This is a genomic window from Rhodococcus sp. ENV425 (genome assembly GCF_002887785.1).
Classification (GTDB): domain Bacteria; phylum Actinomycetota; class Actinomycetes; order Mycobacteriales; family Mycobacteriaceae; genus Rhodococcus; species Rhodococcus aetherivorans.
On sequence record NZ_PCZU01000211.1, the window covers coordinates 1,099 to 8,125 of the forward strand.

Annotated in this window: 6 protein-coding genes and 1 pseudogene; 2 read left to right on the top strand and 5 right to left on the bottom strand. The window is 72.6% G+C overall.

Annotation, left to right across the window (positions count from 1 at the left end; genetic code table 11):
• Nucleotides 1-39 precede the first annotated feature (39 nt).
• The gene (locus CQZ88_RS17680; protein ID WP_240004017.1) at nucleotides 40-411 is read left to right on the top strand and encodes an Rv2175c family DNA-binding protein; all 372 of its coding nucleotides are present in this window, start codon (nucleotides 40-42) and stop codon (nucleotides 409-411) included.
• A 10-nt stretch (nucleotides 412-421) separates the two neighbouring features.
• Here CQZ88_RS17680 and CQZ88_RS17685 read toward each other — a convergent pair whose 3' ends face one another.
• From CQZ88_RS17685 to CQZ88_RS17700, 4 genes are all read right to left on the bottom strand, one after another.
• Nucleotides 422-1,330: a phytoene/squalene synthase family protein gene (locus tag CQZ88_RS17685; RefSeq protein WP_006933373.1), complete on the bottom strand. Its 909-nt coding sequence runs from the start codon at nucleotides 1,328-1,330 to the stop codon at nucleotides 422-424.
• Entirely contained in the window at nucleotides 1,327-2,925 is a 1,599-nt protein-coding gene (locus CQZ88_RS17690) for an alpha-(1->6)-mannopyranosyltransferase A (RefSeq protein ID WP_102800104.1), read from the bottom strand. Before CQZ88_RS17690 ends, CQZ88_RS17685 begins: the two co-directional genes overlap by 4 nt.
• A 116-nt stretch (nucleotides 2,926-3,041) precedes the next feature.
• The gene (crtI, locus tag CQZ88_RS17695) at nucleotides 3,042-4,574 is read right to left on the bottom strand and encodes a phytoene desaturase family protein (protein ID WP_029544201.1); all 1,533 of its coding nucleotides are present in this window, start codon (nucleotides 4,572-4,574) and stop codon (nucleotides 3,042-3,044) included.
• Entirely contained in the window at nucleotides 4,574-5,647 is a 1,074-nt protein-coding gene (locus CQZ88_RS17700; RefSeq protein WP_029544199.1) for a polyprenyl synthetase family protein, read from the bottom strand. The genes crtI and CQZ88_RS17700 overlap by 1 nt, the downstream gene beginning before the upstream one ends.
• A gap of 181 nt (nucleotides 5,648-5,828) precedes the next feature.
• Between CQZ88_RS17700 and metF the strand changes: the two genes are divergently transcribed.
• Nucleotides 5,829-6,797, top strand: a complete 969-nt coding sequence (gene metF / locus CQZ88_RS17705; protein ID WP_170914097.1) for a methylenetetrahydrofolate reductase [NAD(P)H] — start codon at nucleotides 5,829-5,831, stop codon at nucleotides 6,795-6,797.
• Nucleotides 6,798-6,805: 8 nt separating this feature from the next.
• Here the strand turns inward: metF and CQZ88_RS17710 are convergent.
• Nucleotides 6,806-7,027: pseudogene (locus CQZ88_RS17710) on the bottom strand (glycosyl transferase); the annotation flags it as partial.

The window sequence follows — 7,027 nt, forward strand, 5'->3', positions numbered from 1 at the left end:
CGTCGTGGCAGCCGCCGCGAACCCGATAACGTTAGCGGCGTGAGTGCTATCCCTTACAGCGAAGACGTCCTCGACCGCTCCGTACCCGTGCTGCAACTGGTCGACGTGGCGAAGCAGCTCGGCCTGGTGATCACCCGGGTCCACCAGCTGCTGCGCGACCGCCAGCTGCTGGCGATCAAGCGGGACGGCGTGCTGGCCGTGCCGGCGGCGTTCTTCGACGACGACGGTCGGATCCTCACGGGCATCCCCGGTCTCATCGCGGTGCTGCACGACGGGGGATTCCGGGACGACGAGATCCTGAACTGGATGTTCCGGGAGGACGACACGCTCGCGGGCGGCTCCCCGGCGGCGGCGATGCACACCCACGCGAGGCGGGAGGTCATGCGCCGGGCGCAGGCGCTCGGTTTCTGACTCCGGCGGCTCAGCGCAGGCGGGCCAGCTGTGTCAGCGCGACCCGCGCACGGCGCCGCGTGGGGACCACGGCGCGCACGTCGAGGACGCGGTACCCGCTGCGCTCGACCTCGTCGAGGATTCCTCCGTACAGCTCGAAGGCGGTGCGGATGCCGGGCCGGATCCGGTCCGGCAGCAGCGCCAGACCGGGCTCGGCGCGGCGGTACTCCGCGCGCGTCAGCGCCACGAAGTGGGCCAGGGCCCGGCGCACCCGCGGATCCGGGCTCCCGCCGGTGCGTCGGCCGTGCTCGAGCAGTGCGACGTCCACCCCGAACGCGGCCCAGGTGTCGGCCGGCAGGTAGGTGCGCCCCCGATCGAGGTCCTCACCCACGTCGCGGATGAAGTTCGTGAGCTGGAAGGCTTCCCCGAGCGCCGCGGCGTAGGGTGCGGCGGCGTCGATGTCGGCCACGTCGAACACCGGCAGCAACTGCAGCCCGATGACCGCCGCGGAGCCGTACATGTACTCCCGCAGTTGCGGCATGTCGTCGTAGCGGGCCCGGAACTCGGGCGTGCCGGGAATGTCCATGCGCATCGACCGGACGAACGCCTCGAAGTAGTCCAGCGGCAGGTCGTAGCGCCGGATCGTCTCGGCCAGCGCCCCGACCACCAACCCGGTGGCGTCCGCCGGTCCGGGATCACCGGCGAGCGCGGCGTGCAGCCGGCGCTCCGTCGCGGTCACCTGCAGCGCCGCGCCGGCCGGGTCGTCGACCGCGGTCACGTCGACGATGTCGTCGACGAGGCGGGCGAACCCGTAGAGGGCGTGGACCGCCGACCGTCGCGGGCGGGGCAGGAGGCGGGTGGCGAGGTAGTACGTCCGGCCGTGCGTGGCCGCCAGCTCCTCGCAGTAGCGGAATCCCGCGTCGGTCTCGGTCACGGTCACCTCGGATCCGGGGAGACGGCGGTGATCGGTGGCTCGCGCCGCGCGCGCAGCCGCAGCGGGTCGACGGTGCGAAGCGACACGGCGGCGATCACCGAGATGACGATCGCCAGGATCACGTGGGCAAGGTTGTACATGCCGATCGAGCCGTCGGGATTGAAGATCAGCATCAGCCAGCTGGACAGGCCTACGAGCACTGCCAACGTGGTCGTCGACAGGGCGAAGCCCGCGGCCACCGCGAGCGGCCACGAGTAGTACCACGGCAGGGCGGCCGGCGAGAGCACGGTGATCGCGGTCAGCGTGATCACGATCCCGAGCACGGCGTCGCGCTCGGTGTGCCGGAACCGCCACCACGTCACCACCATGATCACCCCCAGGGCCACGGCGCAGAGCATGCGGGTGACGTCGAGGATGGACCCCAGCTGCCAGGGCGTGAACCACGTGACCGCGTGCGCCATGATCGTCGGCAGCGACAGCCAGTTGATGATCTTCGAGGAGCCGGACAGGGCCGTCAGCCAGCCGATACCGACGCCTGCGAGCGCCGAGGCCGCTCCGAACACGGCCGCGAACACCAGCAGCCCCGCGCCTGCGGTCTTCACGAACAGCACGATCGGAGCGGCCGGTTCGCGGCCCTGCGCCCGGGCGCGGTCACGTTCGTGCAGAATCCAGATCCACACCAGGAACGGCAGGGCGATGCCCGCCGACGCCTTGACGGCCGCACCGACGGACACGAGTGCGATGCCGCCGACGTGCCGGCCCTCCAGCACGAGCACGATGCCGGCGATCATGAAACCGACCATCAGCATCTCGTTGTGGACACCGCCGATGAGATGAATCAGGATCAGCGGGTTGAGCACTGCCAGCCAGAGGGCGATGCGGGGGTTGCCGCCGAGCCGGCGCGCCAGCTTCGGCACCGCCCACGCGGTGAGCACCAGTCCCGGCAGCATCGTCAGTCGCAGCAACCAGGTGCCGGTGACGACGTCGTCCCCCGTCAGCGACGTGATGCCGGCACCGAGCAGCAGATGCACCGGACCGTACGGGGTGGTGGTCGTCTTCCACACGTTGCTCACGTTGTCCAGCAGGACGCCCGGGTTGACGACCGGACCGTCGAGGTAGGGGTCGAAGCCGTCGCGGAGCATCGCCCCCTGGGCGAGATAGGAGTAGGCGTCGCGGCTGAACATCGGCGAGGCCACCAGCAGCGGCGCCACCCACATGGGCAGCACCGTCCACAGCTCGCGCAGCGTCACGTGCCCGGCGAGGGTGCTCCGGCCCAGCCGCACCCAGGCGGCGATCATCAACAGGACGCCGGCCCAGATCAGGATCGTCGAGAGCAGCAGGCCGTGCCCGAACCGCAACCAGGACAGGTACAGGTCCTCGAGCAGCGGGTCCTCCCGCCGGACGCTGCCCGCACCGAAGCCACCGAACGTGACGAATGCGGCGCCGAGCGCACCCAGCACGCCGGCGTTGCCGGCCGGGCTTCGCAGGAAGTCGCCGGGTCTGCTCCGCACGGGCGGCGAGGCGGGCGGCTGCGATTCCGACGGAGGCTGCGGTTTCGACGGATGCTGTGGTGCAGCGTCGGAAGGGGCAGGGGACGACATGGTTGCGAGTTCCTCCCCCGGGAAGTCGTGGACGGTGCGGGGCCCGGGCGCGGCGCGGGCGGACAGGTGAACGAGGTGACAGTTTAGTTCAGCCGCGTCCACCGGCGGTCCACCGCTCACCGCGCGGCGCGGACGCCGAGCCGCTCGGCGGCGAGCCGGCCCGACAGCACGACCGTCGGCACGCCCACGCCCGGCACGGTTCCGGATCCCGCGAGCACGACGTTGGGGTGGCGCGGATCCAGGTTCCGTCGCCGGAAGGGTCCGGTCTGCCGGAAGACGTGTGCCCCGGAGAACGGGCTGCCCGCAAGCATGCCCCTGGCCTGCCAAGTGGCCGGGGTGTCGATGTGGTCGATGCGGAACTCGTCGGCGACGGCGCCGTATCCACGCCGGCCGAGGACGGTGAGGAGCTCTGCCGCGTAGGGGTCGGCCAGAGCGGACCAGTCGTACGGGGCGCTGTCCAGATTGGGGCAGGGCGCGAGCACCGACAGCGGCTCGTGCGACACGCCGTCGCGGAGGAACCTCTGACCCGGGTCGCTCAGCGCCGGCCGGGTGATCAGCAGCGAGGGGTCGCTCATCAGCCGGCCGCGGCCCCGGCCCGCGCTGATCTCGGCGAACGTCTCCTCCCACGACGCACCGAAGTCGATGGTGTGGTGGTGCGTGGCGGGCCACTGCGCGGCGACGGCGGACGGCACGCTTCCGTGCAGCACCACGGCCGACGGCGACGCGAGCACGCGTCGTCGCCGGCGTGGGGGCAGCAGCGTGTCCACGACGGGAAGATCCGGGCTCAGCACCACGGCGTCGCACGGGACGCGTTCGCCCGAGGCGGTGCGGACGGCGGTGGCCGTCCGGCCGTCGAAGTCGAGGCCCGTGACCTCGGTGCCGAGGCGCAGGTCGCCGCCGGCGGCGACGATCGCGTCGGCCATGGCGCGGGCCAGCACCCGCATGCCGCCCTCCACCGCGTACACACCGAGGGAGGTGTCCATGTGGGCGATGGCGCCGTATACCGCCAAGGCCCGCGCGGGCGCGACGCCCGCGTACAGCGCCTGGAAGGTGAACACCCGGCGCAGCCGCGGGTCGGTGATCCGGCGGTTCACCTGCGCCCCGAGCCGGCCGAACCCGCCCAGGCGGAGCAACGTCGCCAGGTCGCGCGCCGCCGCGGGGGAGGCGACCAGGTCGAGGGGGGAGTCGAAGTTCGCGGCCATGAACCGGTCGAATTCGGCGTCGAAGATCTCGGCGAGCCAGGAGCGCAGCCGCAGGTAGCGCTGCGCTTCCTCGGCGCCGCACACCCGGGTGACCTCGGCGACCATCGCGTCCGGATCGGTGTGCACGTCCAGGGTCGTGCCGTCGGCGAACCGGGCGTGGTACGCGGGGGCGAGCCGTCGCAGCCGCACCGCCGGGGTGACGGACTCGAAGTCCGCGCCGACCGCCGCCAGGGCATCCGCGATGAGCTCCGGCATGGTGAGCACCGTGGCCCCGTTGTCGATCTCGTATCCGGGCCCGGCGTGCACACCCACCCGCCCGCCGACGGTCGCCTCGCGCTCGAGGACGGTCACCTTGCGGCCCGCACCGAGCAGGTACAGCGCGGTCGAGAGCCCGGCCAGTCCGGCCCCGACGACGACGACCCGCTCCGCGCCGGTCACGGTGCGCATCACGCGGCCCGCCGCGTCGCGTGGAGCGCCGCCGCCCGCAGGCGGGCTTTGCCTTCGTCCGTCGCGCCCGAGGCGTCGAGGGTCGCCAGCGCGGTGTCGGTGAGCGCGGCGATGCGGCGTTCCACCCGCTCCACGGCCCCGAGCTCGGTGATGACCGTCCGCAGCCTCTCCACGTCCGCGTCGGACAGGTCCGAGCCGATACTCTCGCGCAGCAACCGCGCGGCGCCGGGGTCACGGGCGTCGGCGGATTCCAGGGCCAGCGCATACAGCACCGTTCGCTTGCCCGAGCGCAGGTCGTCGCCGGACGGCTTGCCGGTGACCTCCGGATCCCCGAACACCCCGAGCAGATCGTCGCGAAGCTGGAAGGCGAGCCCGATGTCGGTGCCGAATTCCCGGTAGGCGGTGATCAGCGCGTCGTCGGCCCCGGCGAGGGCCGCGCCGAGGTGCAGCGGCCGTTCGATCGTGTACGCGGCGGTCTTGTACCGGTTGACCCGCATCGCCGCGGGGACGGACTCGTCGGCCGACACCTCTCCGGCGATGTCGAGGAACTGCCCGCCGAGGACCTCCGTGCGCATCGCCGACCACACCGGTGCGATCCGCGCGGTCGCGGCCGGCTCCAGTCCCGCCTCCCGGACCATGTCGTCGGCCCAGGCCAGAGCGAGATCGCCGAGGAGGATGGCCACGGCGGCACCGAACTGCTCGGGCCGGCCGCGCCAGCCCGACGCGCGGTGCCGGTCGGCGAACTCGACGTGCACGGTCGGGAAGCCGCGCCGGGTGGTGGACGCGTCGATGATGTCGTCGTGCACCAGGGCGCAGGCCTGCACCAGTTCGAGTGCGGAGCAGACCCGCAGCACCGCGGGCGCGTCGAGCCCCGACGGGTCGCCGCCGGCCCCGAGCCAGCCGTTCCACGCGAACGCCGGGCGTACCCGCTTGCCGCCTCGCAGCACGAACGATTCGAGTGCCGTGACGGCCTCGGGGTAGCCGCCGCCGATCGGCTCCACGAGTTCGATCCGGGAGACGAAGAAGTCGCGCAGGGCGCCCTCGACGAGATCGGGGAACAAGGCGGCGGGCACGGGTTCGGATCCGGTGAACAGGGCGTCCTCCTGGTCGTGTGTGGACGGGCCCGTCGGGCGACGGTGGGTGCGGCCACGGATCGAGCCCGAAAGGCGCCGGGCACACCCGAGCCCACCCTATCCGGCGGTCGAGGGGCTTGCCCCGGTTCGGCCCGCTCCGACGTGCCCCTATGCTGGTCGGGTGACTTTCGATTCCGACAGCGGGCCGGACGGCGGCGGAGAATCCCGTACGCCGTCGGTGGTGGACCGACTCCGTGCGCCCCGAGGCGCACGGATCCCGTTCTCGGTGGAGTTCTCCCCGCCGCGCGACGCCGACGCGGAGGCGCGCCTGTGGCGCGCCGTGCGCGAGTTCGAGCGCCTCGGCCCGGCCTTCGTGTCGATGACGTACGGAGCGGGCGGTTCCACCCGCGACCGCACCGTCCGGGTCACCGGTCAGCTGGCGCAGGAAACCACGCTCCTGCCGGTGGCGCACCTGACCGCCGTCGGGCACAGCATCGACGAACTGCGCGCCATGGTCGGCGCATACGCCGATCGCGGCATCACCAACATCCTGGCGTTGCGCGGCGACCCGCCGGGCAACCCGCTGGGAGAATGGACCAGGCATCCGGAGGGCCTCGAGTACGCCGAGGAACTCGTTCGGCTGGTCCGCGACCTCGGTGACTTCCACGTCGGGGTGGCGTCGTTCCCCGAGGGGCACCACCGCTCCCCGGACCTCGAGCACGACACGCGGTACCTGGTCCACAAGCTGCGCGCCGGCGCCGAGTACTCGATCACCCAGATGTTCTTCGACGTCGAGGACTATCTGCGGCTGCGGGACCGAGTCGTGGCCTACGACCCGGAGCAGGGCGCCAAGCCGATCATTCCGGAGATCATGCCGATCACGTCGCTGCGTACCGCGCGGCGCAGCCTCGAACTCTCCGGGTCGAGGCTGCCGGCCGCCCTCGAGGAGCGCCTCGTCCGGGCCGCCGGGAACGGCCCGGAGGAGGATCGCGCCGCCGTGCGCGAGGTGGGCATCGACGTCGCCACCGAGATGGCCGAGCGGCTCATCGCCGAGGGTGCGCCCTGCCTGCACTTCATCACCCTGAATTTCGCCCGGGCCACCCGCGAGGTGCTGGCCCGCCTGGGCATCGCGGTGCCGACGGCGGTCTGATCGAGCGGTCAGGGCAGCGGCCTGTCCTTCCAGCCGAGCCGGCCGGCGCGGCGCGCGCGGAGCGAGTCGATCGTCAGCGCCGCGAACCCGCACACCGCGAACGGGTGGGTGAGTGCGGCCGCCACGTCGGACGGGCCGGGCTCACCGCCGCGTTCGGTCGCACGGGCCAGGGTCCGGGAGACGACAGCCGCGGCGGTGCCGACCACCCCCCAGCCGCGGACCGGTCCGCG

Excerpts from the sequence above, each read along its gene's own strand:
- crtI (WP_029544201.1), bottom strand. The coding sequence starts at position 4,574 with ATGCGCACCGTGACCGGCGCGGAGCGGGTCGTCGTCGTCGGGGCCGGA.
- CQZ88_RS17690 (WP_102800104.1), bottom strand. The coding sequence starts at position 2,925 with ATGTCGTCCCCTGCCCCTTCCGACGCTGCACCACAGCATCCGTCGAAA.